This is a genomic window from Candidatus Falkowbacteria bacterium, from assembly GCA_013336275.1.
In the GTDB taxonomy this organism is placed as follows: domain Bacteria; phylum Patescibacteriota; class Patescibacteriia; order Patescibacteriales; family GWE2-39-37; genus JAAXUA01.
The window spans coordinates 165,111-181,069 of the sequence record JAAXUA010000003.1 but is presented as its reverse complement, the minus strand read 5'-3'; the positions used below and the strand labels follow the sequence as shown (position 1 = coordinate 181,069).

At 50.0% G+C, this 15,959-nt stretch carries 10 protein-coding genes, 3 tRNA genes and 1 other RNA gene; 3 read left to right on the top strand and 11 right to left on the bottom strand.

Features of this window, described 5'->3' with window-relative positions:
- Window positions 1–32: 32 nt before the first annotated feature.
- The 6 genes from amrB to HGA34_03690 all read right to left on the bottom strand — a co-directional run bounded on the left by amrB (window position 33) and on the right by HGA34_03690 (window position 9,017).
- Complete coding sequence (gene amrB / locus HGA34_03715) at window positions 33–854, bottom strand: AmmeMemoRadiSam system protein B (protein NTW22616.1); 822 nt, start codon at window positions 852–854, stop codon at window positions 33–35.
- Complete coding sequence (locus tag HGA34_03710) at window positions 855–6,257, bottom strand: hypothetical protein (protein NTW22615.1); 5,403 nt, start codon at window positions 6,255–6,257, stop codon at window positions 855–857.
- Window positions 6,258–6,396: 139 nt separating this feature from the next.
- Entirely contained in the window at window positions 6,397–7,350 is a 954-nt protein-coding gene (locus HGA34_03705) for a VWA domain-containing protein (protein NTW22614.1), read from the bottom strand.
- A gap of 17 nt (window positions 7,351–7,367) precedes the next feature.
- Window positions 7,368–8,636, bottom strand: coding sequence for an AAA domain-containing protein (locus HGA34_03700; GenBank protein NTW22613.1), 1,269 nt, complete (start codon window positions 8,634–8,636; stop codon window positions 7,368–7,370).
- A gap of 194 nt (window positions 8,637–8,830) precedes the next feature.
- Window positions 8,831–8,901 (bottom strand) — tRNA-Gly (locus tag HGA34_03695).
- Window positions 8,902–8,945: 44 nt separating this feature from the next.
- Window positions 8,946–9,017, bottom strand: a tRNA-Gly gene (locus HGA34_03690).
- 149 nt (window positions 9,018–9,166) lie between these two features.
- Between HGA34_03690 and smpB the strand changes: the two genes are divergently transcribed.
- The 3 genes from smpB to HGA34_03675 all read left to right on the top strand — a co-directional run bounded on the left by smpB (window position 9,167) and on the right by HGA34_03675 (window position 10,156).
- Window positions 9,167–9,634: an SsrA-binding protein SmpB gene (smpB, locus tag HGA34_03685; protein ID NTW22612.1), complete on the top strand. Its 468-nt coding sequence runs from the start codon at window positions 9,167–9,169 to the stop codon at window positions 9,632–9,634.
- Between the two features lie 17 nt (window positions 9,635–9,651).
- Window positions 9,652–10,031: a transfer-messenger RNA gene (gene ssrA, locus HGA34_03680) on the top strand.
- 42 nt (window positions 10,032–10,073) lie between these two features.
- Window positions 10,074–10,156 (top strand) — tRNA-Leu (locus HGA34_03675).
- A 51-nt stretch (window positions 10,157–10,207) separates the two neighbouring features.
- On the opposite strand, the gene tig is transcribed toward HGA34_03675, so the two are convergent.
- The 5 genes from tig to HGA34_03650 all read right to left on the bottom strand — a co-directional run bounded on the left by tig (window position 10,208) and on the right by HGA34_03650 (window position 15,849).
- Window positions 10,208–11,494: a trigger factor gene (gene tig, locus HGA34_03670; GenBank protein NTW22611.1), complete on the bottom strand. Its 1,287-nt coding sequence runs from the start codon at window positions 11,492–11,494 to the stop codon at window positions 10,208–10,210.
- A 101-nt stretch (window positions 11,495–11,595) separates the two neighbouring features.
- Window positions 11,596–11,835: a hypothetical protein gene (locus tag HGA34_03665; protein NTW22610.1), complete on the bottom strand. Its 240-nt coding sequence runs from the start codon at window positions 11,833–11,835 to the stop codon at window positions 11,596–11,598.
- A gap of 109 nt (window positions 11,836–11,944) precedes the next feature.
- Window positions 11,945–13,969 carry a sodium-translocating pyrophosphatase gene (locus HGA34_03660; protein NTW22609.1) on the bottom strand — a complete coding sequence of 675 codons (2,025 nt, stop codon included), beginning with the start codon at window positions 13,967–13,969 and terminating at the stop codon, window positions 11,945–11,947.
- A gap of 24 nt (window positions 13,970–13,993) precedes the next feature.
- A complete protein-coding gene (gene nusA / locus HGA34_03655) occupies window positions 13,994–15,172 on the bottom strand; it encodes a transcription termination/antitermination protein NusA (protein NTW22608.1) in 1,179 nt (392 codons plus the stop codon).
- A gap of 239 nt (window positions 15,173–15,411) precedes the next feature.
- Window positions 15,412–15,849: a hypothetical protein gene (locus HGA34_03650; GenBank protein ID NTW22607.1), complete on the bottom strand. Its 438-nt coding sequence runs from the start codon at window positions 15,847–15,849 to the stop codon at window positions 15,412–15,414.
- Window positions 15,850–15,959: the final 110 nt, after the last annotated feature.

Genomic DNA, 15,959 nt, shown 5'->3' with positions numbered 1-15,959 from the left:
ATTTGTCTATAAAAGACCCCGAGCCAGCGGCTTTAGAACAAAATCGAAAAATAGCTGGTCGTATTCTTGTACGCGCCGTTATAATCAAACGAGTTCCTATGTTCGATAATTTCCGGCTTTAATTGGAGCTTTTTAGCCAGCCCCAAGATTATCTTGATTGTTGCTGGCGAGTCGATCTGCTTCAGAGTAAAAGATGAGCCATCAAGAGCGTTGATCATCTTCCGGCTGACTGCATCGACTGCATCTGCCTGCCTTGCCTCTAGATAGTGGCTGAAGTCAACGCTGGCCAAGACGAAAATGTCGGCCCGATTTTTTTTTAATGTCTCTATCAATATCTCAAAATCACGCTGCTTGGCTGAGTATGATAACAGGATCGGCACGATTTTCGCTGTCGGAAAAAATTTGCGGATGTAGTTAGCTTGGATTCCGATTGAATGTTCGCCCTCGAAACACCCCGCTTCGCTTTTTGCTCCTGCCGACAGCAGGGCCTGAAAGACTCGCTTATCAGACTGCAACTCGCCATACATGGTGGAAACGTTGGAATCACTGACGCTAAATTTCTGCCGGCACCGCTCAGAATGATCCGGGCCGATTACGACGAAAGTTTTGATGTTGGGGCGCCCCTTTCTGAGCTGATAGTAAAAATTATCTATTAAAGGGGAGGCCGTAGGCAAGTGGTGGGAAACAACGCCGATAAAAGGTGTCTTAGTGCGGAGGCTGTAGCCGGTGTTCTTCTGCCGTCCGACCAAACTTTTGTACTCCCTGTATTCGTAAGATAAACTGGCGCCAGCGAAGCTAGGCTCGGCGGCAAGAATAAAAACCAGAGACAGTAGCGCAATTTTCTTGATACTCATTTACTTGACTATAACGGTCCTCTCTTTCGACAAGTTCATTATGCCCACATCATTCAAAGACTGTATCGCTGCTGGCTGCGCTTTGAAGCTTCCTTTGCCGATAGCCCTGGCGCGGAAATTGATTGTCCGTTGCTGGCAAACATTCGACGACTGGAACCATTTGCCGATGCTGAAATATACGGCCTCGTCGGTCGTCCTTACCGGATACCAGATCGGATCGCAATTGCTGCCGGTCTGCATGTCCGGGCTATAATCGCGGACGATGGGTTTGAATACTGACGGCAGATACTCAACCAGCTGATAGGAATCGTCGGGAGCTTCGGCCGAAAGACGAGGCGTCAAGCGGATCGTGATAAGATCACCTTCATTGAACTCGGTCGCCTCTTTGCCATTGACCAAGTACTGCCGCTCAACGCTGACCGACTTGCTGGTCGTCATTTTGGCCGGGTCAGCATAATCCTCGTAATAACTGATCGCTCTGGCCGATCCTTTGATATTGCTAAAAGACAATGTTTGCATCTCTTGTTCGGAAATAGTCAGCTGGAACGACTGCCCCTTGCTCAAATCAATCTTACCGTTACGGTCTGACGTCCGGAAATCGAGGGAGCTGTCAGATTGATCGGCCTTAGCGATCTCACTTCTCGTGATCATGGCCTCCTCGAGCGTTATCGTGTCATCTTTAGGCTGATTGGCTGAGAGGTAGTTCATGATCGACTTCAGATTATTGCCGTCCATACCAGCTTCCATGCGCGATACCAGAACGCCGAAGATCGCGGTAACTTTGACGTTCTTCTCTTTGACGGCAGAAACCTCTAAATGCGCTTGTCCTCCGTCAGCTTTCGTCTGCGGAAGCAGCTGATCAAAATACAAGGCGCGGGCACCTTCAACGTCGCCCACTCGGCTCAGGGCCAAGGCCAGATAAACCTTGGCTTCCAGCGAGGTGCTGGCACTATCCTTAAGGTAGTTAATCAGCGGCAGCTGCGGCCTATCCAGGGCCGCTAGCGCCCAAAGCGCTTGAGCCGTCTCTTTATCATCAAGCTTCTGCTCGCGTAATCGCGCTTCTAGGCCGTTTATCGCCCATGAATTGTCGAATGATTCCGGCATGGCATCAGCGATCTCCGCGGTCAAGGCCAGATTAGGCTTGCTGTAGGGGAAAACTGCCAGCGGACCTGACCCGTTTTCACGGGACTGATAACCGGCTAAGCTGATCTCTTGGCTGAATTTTTTTTCACCTCCATAGAAATATTCATCCAAAGTCTTGGCCGCCAGATATGATGCCGATTGAATGTCGGAACGTACGCTTGATTGCCAGTTGAGTCCCAAAAGCCTTTCGAAGAATTTGCCTTTGCCTTCATCGACGAAAACAATGTCAGTGAAACTGCCGCTATTCCCCTTAAGCCCGGCCTGGCCATCGGTAATCAGCCGGCTATCGGTCTTCAATTCCTTGAAATAATTATCTATGACTTCGAATTTCTTTTCCAAAGCATCCTTGAGCTCTCCCTGCTTGACCCGGAGAATCAGGCTATGTCTTCCCTTGGGCAGACGGCCAAGACTCACCGCCACTTCGTTCAAGCTGGTCGTGGTCGCGAATTGCAATTTCAAGCTATCGCTCGTCACGCTGAACTCAATCGGCTCATTTTTCTTATACTCGGTGCCGAAAGCTCTGACTTTAATGATGGGCGAGTCGCCCGTCAGATACTTTCTGGCCGCCACGGCATCGGCAAACAGCGGTAATCCAACAGGAATGAGCTTGTCTTGGCTGCCAGCGCTAAAGCTTTCCGGACTATAGGCGTTAACAGAAACTCTCCAGCTAGTCAGATTGTCCGGTACCCTGAACGAGGCTTTGAGCTGGCCATTGTCATCCGACTCTATCTGCTTATACAGCGGCGTGTCCTCGAAAAAATTCCTGACATCCCCGCCGCCGCCCTTTTCGGCATTATGGACATAATAACCCTGAGCGAAATAGGTGTGGTATCGTCCGACGATAATATTATAAACCCTGGCATTCCTGGATCCGACATATCTTATTTCGCTGATTTTCTCAGACTCACCCTGATCATTGGCCAAGAGATCTCCCACCCTGGCGGCACCGGCCATTTTCCATTCTCCGCTGACCATGATCTTGTGTTCAGGCGTAACTTTCAGCTGACCGTTGATCACGAGGTAGCCATCAACCAAATGTGATGATATGCCCTGGATCACGCTCTTGGCTCTGGTAGGAGAATTATCTTTTTCGAAAGTCGACACTTCATCGCCGACTCGCAGCTCCTCTATTTTCTTCTTCGTACCATCGGCGAGGTTGATTTCCGTGCCAGCGACGAAACAACCACCCTTCTCCGCGCCGTTCCGATAATCGATAACATAGCGAGTGGACAAGGAGTTGGGATAAGCCATGATGTCTGAATATAATGAGCTCAAAATCTCTCCGCCATAGCCCCAAGGCGTCACACTGAATAGCGATTCATCGACGGCCGCAACGTTGGCCACTGCCTTGACGCCTTGGTCTGATTTATTCTTTATCGTGATATCAAGATTGATGTCTTCGCGGGGCTTGTACCTTTCCTTGTTGGGTGCGATTTCGACAGACAGCTTATTCTCCTCGTCCTTATACGACGCCGTAATATAATAACTTTCAATGAAGCCGCTCGGCATCATCTTGACGGCCATATACGTCATTGAAGGTAGGTGCTCCGCGGAAAAATCCTCGCTGAATTCCGGCTTGCTGACCAGCTTCGCGTCTCGCAACCGTTCCTGGAAGCTGATAATTAAAGTCCGGTCATCGACCGGCTTTTTGGTGCCAGTCATGACCACCCGCAAATTAACCTTATCACCGATTTTGTAGGAAATGCCTGGGGTCTTTTCGAGGTCGGCATTTTCCAGATTCAATGCGCTGTTATCGTTCGGATAGTAGTTATAAGACTGGGCGGAGCTCATCACTTTTTTACCGTTGCTATCCTGGGTCGAAAAGATGGTTTTAAGGTAGCCGAATTTCTTTATTTCTTTCTTGTCTACCTCCACCGACCACTCGCCCTTCTGATCGCTCGTGCCCTCGGCCTCCTTGACTGTCTCCTTCTTTAATTCATAAACAAACTTCTTGATTTTAACTTTCTCGATCGGGTCATAATATTCCCCGTCTGGTCTTTCTTCATAATAATACCGGACAACTTTGGCCAAAACCTTGATTCCGACGGCCGGCCTGCCGATCATGTTTTCCTCAGAGCTCGTTGCCAGCTCCAGGTCGTTAGCCTTGCTCTTGAACACCAAGGCGTTGCCTTTTTCTGAAGCCTCGGATTGCAGATAGACCTTGGGGGCATAAATACTGACATAAGCCTCTCCCCAAATCTCGCCCTCCTCCGGCAATTGCGGCTTGACCGAGAATCTCAGACTGTTGGGATAAGTCGTCCAAGAATCGGAATATTGGTCGCTAGTCTCTTCAAAATAATAACCGGGGGTGTAGGAGAGTTCGGCTTCTCCTTGATCATTGGTCCTGACGGTTCCATTATTATCACCGCGCCAATAAATGGAATAATTCAAATCCATGTTTTTGACCGGTGTGCCATCGAAAAAATTAACCTTCACTTTGGCCTTAACCGGGACATCCGTCACAGAAAAGCTCTTTTCTGGCACAACCTCTATCTTGTAAAGCGGCTTTTCAAAAGAAAAGACCTCGATTCCGGATTGGGTAATCGTCTCGTCGTCATAGCTGACAACAAGATTGTGGTACCCCGAAGGAAGTCCGGCGAAATCAAGCTGCCCCTCGATCGTGTCGAATGGCGAAACCATGACCTCTTTTTCAATATAGTCATCCAAACGGACTTTGACTTTCTTCTGCCTCAAGTCGAAGCTCCTGCCTTTGACCACTCCCCAAAAATGAACCGTGTCCGTCAGGCGATATGCGTAACGATCAGTATTAAGATAACCCTGAAAATAGTTGCGACGCTTCTGCATGATGCGCCCGGCATCGGGAGCAACTGTTTCGCCAACACCTTCCCCCTTGAAGAGCAAGGTCGTGCCGGAATTATCATCCTTATCCGAGCTGGAATCAAACTTTAGCAGGCCGTCATTATCAGTCTGCCCCAGCTGCTTCTCGGTTCCTGCCTTATCAAGCAAACTCACCCTGACGCTGGCAAAAGGTTTTTTATTGGCAAAATCATATGCCCAAATGAGACCATCACCGTTGATTTCCGAATAATAGTACGCCAATGGAGAAACCCTGATGAAAGCGTAATCCGTATCATCTCCGACTGACAGCTTGGCCACATAAAAACCGGCGTCCAATTTACGTGGCAGCTTGATCAATCCATAGCTGTCACCCTCAGCGCGCTTCAGCAACTCCGGCCTGAACTTGGCGACCTCTTGCACTCCGGAGCCAGGCTTGAAGGGCTCCTTATTGAAGTTCGACCAGCCATACATGCGGTCGCGATAATCATAAAAATCTTTTAAAAATCCTGCTGTATCGGCGTATCGGCTAAACACTGCCTCCGATGTGGTGGCGTCGCCGCTTGCCTCCAAAAATCCTTCCTTATCAGTCGATAGTTCAAAATAATCATTGCCCCATGACATACTCGGCGCGTATGCGCCAGAATCGCCAGTGGCGGTCTCAAAAGAAAATGACTTATCCTCCATGAGCTCTTCATTTTTCTCGCCAGCCTGATAGCCCTTCTTTATCGTGACCTTGTACAACGTTTTTTCTTTCAAGTCGCCCTCGGGCACGAAAGTGATCTTGTTTATTCCAACCTCGAATCGACCCTTGATGCTCGGCTCGATGGCGAAATATTTTCCGGCGTCACTACCGATATCCAACCGGTTCATCGTCACCTCGATTCCCGTGTTGACCGGCACCCCGGTCGCCTCATTGTTCGGCAATGATTCATCGATATCGAAATCCTCTTTGACATTGAAGGCCCAAGAATAATCATGATCAAGCTGCATCTCGGTGCCGGTGGCGGTCTGAATCTTATATATCACCCCATCCGATAATTCTTCCTTGGGCGTAAGCTCATACTCATTATTGAATGCGCCGCCTTGGCTGGCAGCCAGAACGCTATTCACCAATGACGTAAGCAAAGACTTCTTTTCTTTTGCTTCGAATTTTACCTGCGGGTCGAATTTCAAATTCTTTTCGATTTCTCCTGCGGATAATTTCTTGTTTGAAGACAGGATAAAGGCCGCGCCCTTTTCAATGCCGTTAAGGTCAGCCCCTTTAACCGACAATGACAGCTTGAGCTTTCCAGTCGCGTCATTTTGCGAACTCAAAAAACTGAAGGCCGCCAATCCGGCGCCGGCAACAACCAGACACGCGAGCGCTGCAACGATGATTTTTTTAAAATTAGGGGTCTTGGCAACGCTTTCTTGCGGTGTCACCCCCGAAACCTGTTGTACTTCTTGGTCTTTTAGAAACATATCTTTTGTTTTATTAAAAAACTACTAACCTAAGTACTTTCACTATATAATCATTTCGATTAAGTATCAATGAGGAAATGAGGGATAAAAAAGCCCCGCTCCTTGTGAGAGCGGGGGTGAATGTGCTTGGTTTCAATAACTATGAGCCGGAGAACATGGCCAACTGGTCGAAGCGGCTGGAAACCCGGCGCAGATCATCCCTTTCCCCGGCGATGCTGACCGTATGAAGGAAGACCTTCTCAGTTTTGCGCCGTTGCAAGATGTGTTCCTCATCGACCGATTCTGTTCCGTCGGTCACCAGCAGGGCGCGGGCCTCGTCGAACTTGCCCGACTTGATCATATCGAAGATGGTGTCGAGCGCCAGGTTGATATCGGTACCTCCCTCGGGGCTGAGAATTTCCCTAAGCTTCCTCTTCACCGCCTCGGCCGACTTGCGGTCAAAAACGTGATACACGCCCTTGATTACTCCGGAATATACCAAGAGGTAGAGCTCGGCCTGCTGCTCGATACAACGATCGATTATCGCCTCGCAAAGGCCGATGGCCCACTGGGCGCGCCCGTATTTCTCCATACTGCCCGATCCGTCGAAAGCGGCGAAAAGGACGCGACGTCCGCTGCCGTAATACTCGTGATATTCTGACACCAGCAAGTTGTTGGCGGAAAGGCGGCCATAAAACTGTTCATCATCAAGCATGTGGGCCGACGGGAGTATCGAAGAGAACTCGCCCGCACCTTTGATCGGCCTGACATTGTAATTCGAGGTCGGCACGATCGATTGCCTGGGTAAAGTCCCGGGCAGCTGGATATCAGAAACCACTTCGCGGGTCGAAAACTCGATCGACTTGACTATCGAGCGCAACAGTTCGTTCTTGCGCGCCATGTCTTCGCGAGCGCGCCGTTCACGTTCTTCCTGGCTCGGTCCTGATTGCTGATTGTCGCCTCTCGATCCTCCTCCTTCTCCTTGATTCCCGGGAAAACCGCTCTGTTCTTGCTGCTGTTCTTCCTGGCTATTCCTGATTTTCTTCCAGAGATACCAGGCCAATGCTGCGGCCGCTGCAACAGCTGCGGCGCCTGCTAATAATGGTAAAAGCAAAGCGATCACCTCCTGGGTTAGTTGGTCATGCCGGCAAATGTCGCTGCGTGTCCCCTGATAGCTGAAGTCTTGTCAGTGATTATGCCGGAGGCCCTTTTTGAAAGCGAAGCTACCTGGTCGTTTTCCGGAACGATGATCTCAACTTGCCTTTTCAGGGACATGAGATTCTCGCCAAGCTGCTTCAGCGCCGTGATGTCAGCAGCTGCCGACGGGTCGATCTGGTCGAGCTCTTTGATCAGGCCTTCAAGGGCGATGTACTGCGCGTGGTCAAGCTGCATCTTCTGCTCTTCCTTCACCTCTTCGATGATCTTGGCAGCGATTTTTACCCACATCTCTTCTTCAGCAGCGGTGGTACCGAGCACCTGTTTCAGGGCCACGATATCTTCGGCTACGACTTCCTCGCGGCCGTTCAAGATGGCGTTTACTTCGGCAACCTGTGAGGCCCAGCAAAGCCGCCGATCAGAAATCTCCGGAAGGATTATTCCCGGGAGCTTATCGCCGCTGATGGCGGCGCGTCGTTGGATGCGGTATTCCTGCATACCCTGAGCCAGCTTCCTGAAAATCAATTCGCTCTTGATGATCGATGGCGGCTCAAGCGTCAGGCGCGACAGTTCGTTGATCAGATTGATCGAAAGCCGTCCGGACAGGTTGGTGACGTTGCCTCCCTGGAAGCGAAGCAGCATCTCGGTGATTTCTGCGGGGTCAGACAGGTAGTCGACGTAGGCCATGAAAAGGAAACGGTCGAGCACTGCCCAGGCTTCGGGGTGGCGTTCCAGGAAAGTCCCGGGGTTGGTGTTGGTATCACAGTAGGCTGTAATGAGCGGGATGCTCAGATTCTGCCTTCCCCGCACCATGCGCCGTTCGTTCAAGGCCGACAAGGTCGACCTGAGCAGCGGCATGTTGGCGTCCAGGAATTCTCCGAGGCGCGCCACGTTCGCTTCCGGCAGCATGCCGGAAACGTTGTGCTCCAATACGCCTTCTTCCCTCATCTTCTTGGGGTTGTAGGGTCCGAAAAGCGCGTCCTCGGTCATGAACATCGACAGCTCGGCATGGAAGCCGTTCGCCTCGGTCAAACCGCTGTACAGGACGTCGAAGATGGCGGTTTTGGAGGTTCCCGGAGGTCCGAAGGTCAGGAGGTGCTGTTTCTGCACCATGGCAAATCGGAGATTATCTATCACCCGATCCCGTCCGACGAAGCACTTCTTCAAGTCGTCAAAAAACTGGTTATACGTCAACACCGCGCTCGTCAAATCCTTCCCTCCCAGCCTACAGTTGCATTTTTGCATCACTTTCTCCTTTCGTTGCCTCTTGGGCGTTGTGATATGTTGCAGCTCATCTGCACCATAGTTATTTGTTGTTTTTAAGAACATTTGCCAAAAAACGGCAATCATATACTAAAGCATGATTTTTATTATTAGTCAATACTAAAATCAGCCAAAACTGCAAAAAACAGCCCTATTAGGACTGTTTTTGCTTCTTGAGCGGGTAGGGGGAATCGAACCCCCATCTCTACCATGGCAAGGTAATGTAATAGCCATTATACCTGCCTGCCGGCAGGCAGGCGATACCCCTCTTTGAGAAATTTAAAAGCAGGGAGCGGGTAGGGGGAATCGAACCCCCATCTCTACCATGGCAAGGTAATGTAATAGCCATTATACGATACCCGCTCTCTGCCTTTAAGACTGCTTGATACTAATTGTGGAAAAATAGAAAAAGCTTTGTTCGAGCTTTTTACTAAAGGTTAGTATAGATAATTTTATTATTTTTGGCAAGAGGTTGTAAATAGTCTGGAATTATACTAGAATTAAGCAATTATATGCCAACTTTAGCCTACAACAAACGCGCCAAATTCGACTACGACATCAACCAAACCTACGAGGCTGGGCTGGTTTTGTCTGGCCAAGAGGTTAAATCAGTAAAAACCGGTCATGTTAGCCTAAAAGGCGCGTTCGTCACAGTCAAAGCCAGCGGGCCGAAATTGCCTGAACTCTATCTGATTAATGCTCATATTCCGGTTTACAAGCACGCCAGCAAAGTTGATGGCTACGATCCCTACCGTTCACGCAAGCTGCTTTTGAAAAAGAAAGAGATCAACTATCTGATCGGCAAGAAGCAGGAACAAGGCTTGACACTGGTTCCGATTAAAATCTATACTAAACGCAGCTTACTTAAGCTAGAGTTCGGCATCGGCAAGGGTCGTAAGAAATACGATAAACGGGAAGTAATCAAGAAACGGGAATCTGACCGCACCCTAAAAACCTTGACCAAGCACCGTCTCCAATAGTATCTAGACACTATCATGGGGATGACGGGCATCGATAGTGAAGAACTTTGAAAACACTCAAGCCGGCGCTGAATCATCGCCTAAAACTGGTTCAAATTCATAAGTGCCAAAAACACTTTAGCCAAAGGCTTTACCTGGAAGGTACCTGCCTTTGCACCTGTTGCCGCTTAATAGCCGCAACCATCCGCCGCGGGTAGTCTCTGGTCTCGCGATCCGGGTGTTATTCTTCAGAGATAGGCAATCGAAGGCCCTGGTCGTTTGTCCGAAATTTCAGGGATCGCTGTAATCGCTTTTGCCACTTTTGATGATTACAGCTAGACAAATAAAGTAGCTACGGCTTGTAAACTGTTTTTAAAAACTTCATTAGACAGGAGTTCAACTCTCCTCATCTCCACAGCACTAAGCTCCGGTTTCGGAGCTTTGGCATTTTCCATCGCAAGCCGTGGTGGCGGAATGGTATACGCGGCAGACTTAAAATCTGCTGAGAGCAATCTCGTGAGGGTTCGAGTCCCTCCCGCGGCACAATAAAAAAACATCCTCCATGGTGGGGGGATGTTTTTTTATTGAATTTGCTTATTTCTTAACGTTCCAATCGTGCAACTTCTTTATGACTTTTCGATTGGTCATCGAATTTTCCAGATAATGGTAATAATCATGTGAGTTGATACGCTCGGCCACTTCAGGGTTGTTCGGATAATGGCTCAGGATATGACGGATCTCTTCTTCAATCTCTTCCTTCTCGACAGTAACCTTCTCGTCGATGGCAATCTGACGGATAATCAAAGACGATTTGACTCGTTTCACGGCGTCGGGTGTCATATCCAGCATGATTTGTGCGCGACTCTTTTTCAGGCTAGACAGATAGTCATCAAAATTAGCTCCTTGATGCTCGACATCATGCTCAAGCTCGTGCATCATGGTGTGCGTTTCGCGCTCGACCATCTGCTCCGGAATATCGCCGAACTTGCTAGTTTCGATCAGCTTGTTCAATAATTCAATCTCGATCTTCTGACCGGCCTGCTGTTCCTTTTCCTTCTCAATTGATTTCTTGATGTCTTCTTTCAGCAACTCGACTGTGCGGGAGCCGAAACCGACAGCGAACTGGTCATCCAGCTCGGGCAATTCGCGCTTGTACACGTCCTTGATCTTTACTGCGAAATCAACCATCTTGCCAGCAAGATTCTTCTGATGATGGTTCTCCGGGAAGTGCAGAGCGAAGGCGCGCTCATCACCCTTCTTGGCGCCGATCAGTTGCTTATCGAAACCCGGAACGACATAGCCCTTACCCATAACAACGGCGGTGTCCTTGGCTTGACCGCCTTCAACCGGGACGTTGTCGATGGACATATTAATGTCAACCACGATCTTGTCATTCTCTCCGACCGCCTCTTCGCTGATAACTTCCTTCACTCGCATCTCTCTGAGCTCGGAGAGCAGCTTGGCTACGTCTTCATCATCAACCTTGACCTTGTCCTGCTTCATTTCCAAATCCTTATACTGGCCCAGTGTAACTTCGGGCAGTTTGGTGACAATAACCTTGTATTCAAGCGGGTTGTCTGGCGCCAATTTTGTGATATTAACCTCAGGTTGGCCGATTATGGTTTCCTTAACCTCATCTTCAAGCACTTTGCCCAGGGTCTTATTGATCACGAAGCGGGCGGCCTCTTCATAAATCGGCAGTTCGCCGATTTTCAATTTCATCGCCTCGAAAGAAGCTTTGCCTGGACGGAAACCCTCGATCTTAACCTCGTTCGACAGCTTTTCGACAGCGCGAGAAAGATATTTCTTAACCTCTTCAGCCGGAACTTCGATCAATAATTCGATCTGTCCCTTCTCTAAATCCTTGCGTTCGATTTTCATAACTATTTTAATATTAATTAATCAAAGGGAGGGGAGAGTTGGTCTCTCCCCTCATTGGTCGAGGCGGCTGCCTCGCTACTTTAGTCGGGTAAGCTTGAGCGCTATGCGAAACTGGTTTTGAGTAGGGCGATACCTTTTCTGATATGCGCCGAGTGGCAGCTGATCTGATGACCGGTGCTGACAACTTTGAGACCGATGGTCGTCAGTATTCCGCTCACCTTGCAGTGCTGGGGCTTGTGCGAGCTGACAACGGTCACCTTGCCTAAGCCGCGGATCTTGGCTACCACATTCAACTCTTTCTTTTCTACACCATGTCTGCGTGGCTCACGTCCATTTTTCATACATTACCTCCGCTTGGTAGTATGGCGCATTATTGCGCCGGGTTAAATGTACGAGCTTGATTGCTCAGCTGCGGAGATGATCAATCCATCTCCGCAAAGAAAAATCAAATTATACTAACAGTCCGATAATCAGCAAGGCCACGATATTCATGATCTTGATCATCGGGTTGATGGCCGGACCGGCGGTATCCTTATACGGATCGCCGACGGTGTCTCCGGTCACGGCTGCCTGATGGGCAAAACTGCCCTTGCCGCCATGATGGCCTTCTTCGATGTATTTCTTGGCGTTATCCCAAGCGCCGCCGCCAGAGGTCATAGAAATGGCGACGAAGATGCCCGTAATGATCGAGCCGACCAAGAGGCCGCCCAGGGCCTCGATGCCCAGGAATAAGCCGACCAAAATCGGAGCGGCAACCGGGATTAAGGCCGGGATGATCATTTCGCTGATAGCCGCCTTGGTGACGATATCAACAGTTTTTCCATAATCCGGCTTGTCAGTTCCCTGCATGATGCCTGGCTTCTCCCTGAATTGGCGGCGGACCTCCTCAACGACTGCACCAGCGGCGCGGCCTACGGCCTGCATCGACAAAGCGCCGAAGTAGTAAGGCAAAAGACCGCCGATTAGCAAACCGGCCAAGACGAACGGGTTATCAATAACAAACACGAACTCCTTGCCCGAAACAGCTGTCAGACTGTGGGTGAAATCAGCAAAAAGCACCAAAGCAGCTAAAGCGGCTGAGCCGATGGCATAGCCCTTGGTTACGGCCTTGGTGGTGTTGCCGACTGCGTCGAGGGGATCAGTAACGTTGCGCACATCTTCTCCCATCTCAGCCATTTCGGCGATGCCGCCTGCGTTATCGGTAATCGGACCATATGAATCGATGGCTACGATAATTCCGGCCATCGAAAGCATGGCCATCGCCGCCACGGCGACGCCATAGATACCAGCCAAAGAAAAGGCACCCAAAATAGCGGCAACGATCACGATGACCGGAGCGGCGGTGGACTTCATCGACACGGCTAAGCCAGTGATGATGTTGGTGCCGTGGCCAGTCTCGGATGATTTAGCGATATCTTTGACTGGGGAATACTTAGTAGAAGTATAATATTCAGTGATGACGACCATGGCAGCAGTTACGGCCAGACCGATCAATGACGCCCAATAGATGTTGATTGAAGTGATTTTTAGTCCGGCATCGGTAATGATGGAGTCGCCCAGAATATACTTGGTGACCGGATAAAAAGCGGCTGCGGCCAAGACGCCAGCCACGATCAAGCCTTTGTACAAAGCGCCCATGATATTGTTACTCTTGCCCAGCTTGACGAAAAAGGTACCGATGATAGATGTAATGATAGAAATCGCACCCAGAACCAAAGGATAGACCACTATATTGTCTACGCTATCCATCTTGCTGAACATCAGCGAGCCAAGAACCATGGTGGCCACAGAAGTCACAGCATAAGTCTCAAACAAGTCGGCAGCCATGCCAGCGCAATCTCCGACGTTGTCTCCGACGTTGTCGGCGATTACGGCCGGGTTACGTGGGTCATCTTCAGGAATTCCTGCTTCGACTTTACCGACCAAGTCGGCGCCGACGTCAGCTGCCTTGGTGAAGATGCCGCCGCCCAAGCGAGCGAATATGGAAATCAACGAACCGCCGAAACCCAGACCGATCAAGGCGTGGGTGTCCTTGGTCACGAAATAAAAACCGGCCGTTCCCAAGAGGCCCAAGCCGACCACCAGTAATCCGGTGACGCTGCCGCCGCGGAATGCGACGTCGAGAGCTTTCTGCATGCCGCCGCGTGCCGCTTCAGCGGTGCGGACATTCGCGCGGACTGATACATTCATGCCGATGTAACCGGTCAAAGCCGACAAGCCGGCACCGATAATGAAGGCGATGGCCGTTTTCCAGCCCAGACTCGGCACGAAGCCGATTATGATGAACAGTACAGCGGCCACCACAGCGACGGTCTTGTACTGGCGGTTAAGATAAGCGCGAGCGCCTTCTTGGATCGCCTTGGCGATGTCCTGCATCTTCTCATTTCCTGCAGACAGCTTAGTTACCATTTTGATGAGCACTGCGCCATAAATGATGGCCAACAGCGCACTTCCCAAAATTAATCCGATAATCATAGATTTCTTTGGAGCTTATTATTATTAATTATCTTCCTCATTGACTTCCTCGTCGTCGCTTTCTTCCGCAACCTCTTCAACCGCGGTCGGTGCTGCCGACTGGCCGTTAGTCACGATATCGATCTTCCAACCGGTCAAGTGGGCGGCCAAGCGGGCGTTCTGACCGCCTTTGCCGATAGCTAATGATAGCTGATCTTCTGCCACGGTCACAACGGCTCGGCGGTCATCGTCCTTGACTTCGACGCCGACAATCTTAGCCGGGGCTAAGGCGTTGGCGATAAAGCGGGCCGGGTCCTCATCGTAACTGATGATATCGACCTTTTCGCCTCCTAATTCCTGGATAATGGTCTGGATGCGAGCGCCGCGCTGCCCGACGCATGAGCCGATCGGATCAACCTTATCAGAGCTGGTGTAAACCGCTACTTTGGAGCGATGTCCGGCTTCGCGGGCAACCGACCTTATTTCAATCAAGCCGTTTGATACTTCTGGGATTTCGAGATAAAACACTTTCTTCAAGATCTCATCCGAGGTGCGGGACAAGATTATTTCCGGGCCCTTAGGTGAAAGACGCACCTCTTTGACGTAAACCTTGACCCGGTCGCCTATATTGTAGCGCTCACCATGGATCTGTTCGTCGGGCAGCAAGATGCCGATAGCCTTGCCAAGGTCGACGAAAACCACGCCGCCTTCACGCCTTTGGACCACGCCGCCGACGACTTCGTGTTCTTTATCCTTGAATTCTGAAAAAACCATATCGCGCTCAGCCTCTCGCAAGCGCTGGATAATCACCTGCTTGGCAGTCTGGGCAGCCATGCGTCCATAGGAGGCGGGCGGCTCAAGCTTGATGCGCAGTTCTTCTCCGAGCTTGATGGTCTTTTTGATCAATTTGGCATCCTTGATCTGCATCTCGGTCTTGGGATTGAACTTCTTTTCACCTTCTTCACCCTCGATATACTCCTCGACGGCTTCCTCTTCGCCCTCGACCAGCTCCTCTTCGGGAAGGTCTTCGACGACCAGCTTTACATCATAAACCTTTGACTTGCCGGTTTCCGGGTCAAATTCGACTTTGATGTTCTGGTTCTTTTCACCGAAATCTTTGCGATAGGCGGCGGCCAAGGCTGATTCGACCGTTTCTAGAACTGCGTCATAGCTCAGGCCTTTCTCCTCGCAAATCTGTTTGATAGCATTGCTGATATCTGACATGAATTTATATTTAAAATTATTTAAAGTCTCTGTTGCCAAATGCACGATTAATTCTGCAATAGCGCCTTATTGGTTGAAAAAAAAGCTAATTGTAAAAATACAACTAGCCTTATTTGCATACTACTAATATATTATGTATTTGTCAAACTTTAAACTAAAAACGTCATCCGGAACCGACTTTAGGTATTTGAAAAGGCCTCCTTGGAAGGGGGCCTTTTGGTTGGCGATTTATGAAGCCTTTAGGTGTGTCGAAGCACCATAACTACATGACCGTCGGGAAATTCGATGCGGCGGGATTGGGCGACTTTGCTTTTGAATAGTCGCCTCATTCGCTTGAGCTCCCTAAAGAACGAGAGGGGCAAAAAGCGGGTCGGTTCACTGCTGGTTGAGGGGTCAGCCACTTCTTCAATGGACAGCTCCTGGGCGCAGCAGGGGTGATCGGAAAGATCAGGAATCATGCCCTGGGCTCTCAATGCCCTTATCTCCGCTATTTCCGAGGGCTCAAGAAGTTCCGGTGCCAAGCACGCGTCGCTCACATGAGATTCGAACCTGGCCGCGGATGCGTCCTCGTCTTCTACCACTCCTGGGAATAGTTCGCTTACGGTAAACTCCTCTCCGCCCAAAAAGCTGAACGGTTCCTGGTCAAACAACAGCTCTCTCGTCGTTTTTCTTGCCATGTCTTGCCTCCTCAGTGCAGGATGTGGCGCACTCTGGCGCCGGATAAATGTTCAAATATCCTCCAATCTACCACTCATCATATCACAAGTCAACCCGAAAAAAATACCGC